Annotated in this window: 2 protein-coding genes; both read right to left on the bottom strand. The window is 36.6% G+C overall.

Going from position 1 to position 680, the window contains the following annotated elements:
* Nucleotides 1-73 precede the first annotated feature (73 nt).
* Complete coding sequence (locus V7137_RS06300; RefSeq protein ID WP_335697280.1) at nt 74-259, bottom strand: YfhD family protein; 186 nt, start codon at nt 257-259, stop codon at nt 74-76.
* 131 nt (nt 260-390) lie between these two features.
* The gene (locus tag V7137_RS06295; RefSeq protein ID WP_082797355.1) at nt 391-525 is read right to left on the bottom strand and encodes a YfhE family protein; all 135 of its coding nucleotides are present in this window, start codon (nt 523-525) and stop codon (nt 391-393) included.
* Nucleotides 526-680: the final 155 nt, after the last annotated feature.

Raw genomic sequence — 680 nt, 5'->3', positions numbered from 1 at the left:
TACCTGTATAACACAGCCTAAAAAAAGAAGCAGGATGTCCTGCTTCTTTTTTTTGATTCATCTTCGTAAAGATTTATTTATTTCTTTTTGATTGTACACGCTGATTCGCTGCGTTAGCACGTGCCTGTGCCTCAAGGTCTGAATGGTCTGCAAATTCTGCAGAATATTCTACGTCATTTCCATCCGTTTTTAGGTTCTTAGGTGTTTGTGGAAGTGAACTTTTATTGCTATTACCAGTTCCGTTATGCATACGGCCCATTACTAAAAAACCCCTTTCATTGTCAATAACAAGGAGCCTAATTGCTCCCTTTACTATCATTTACAATTTGAAAGGGAACCATGAATGGAAAATCCTTCAGCAGCACGCTCTAGCTTGCAGCAATGGGAAGCTTATAGTCTGGTTTTCTTGTCGTGATATCCGCCTGCACGGTCCGCCATTTTAAATTCTCTTTGATAAGAAACCTCCTGCATACTCGTTAATGAGTATTTGCCTCGATCCTTATCCTTTTTCTTTTTTTCCGCCATTTTGCTCATTCCTTTCAACATTTTTTAGTTAATCGTCATCAAGCTATGTGGTAAAAAATAGAAGCACTATATGTACTTATTTCCATTTTTACCTTTTAAGAAAGGAATGATACTGTTTTTACGAAAATATATTTTTTAATGCCAAATTTAGATCG

This window comes from Neobacillus drentensis, assembly GCF_036962765.1.
Classification (GTDB): domain Bacteria; phylum Bacillota; class Bacilli; order Bacillales; family Cytobacillaceae; genus Neobacillus; species Neobacillus drentensis_C.
Note: the sequence above shows the minus strand (reverse complement) of the source record. Positions and strands in the feature narration are given on the sequence as shown.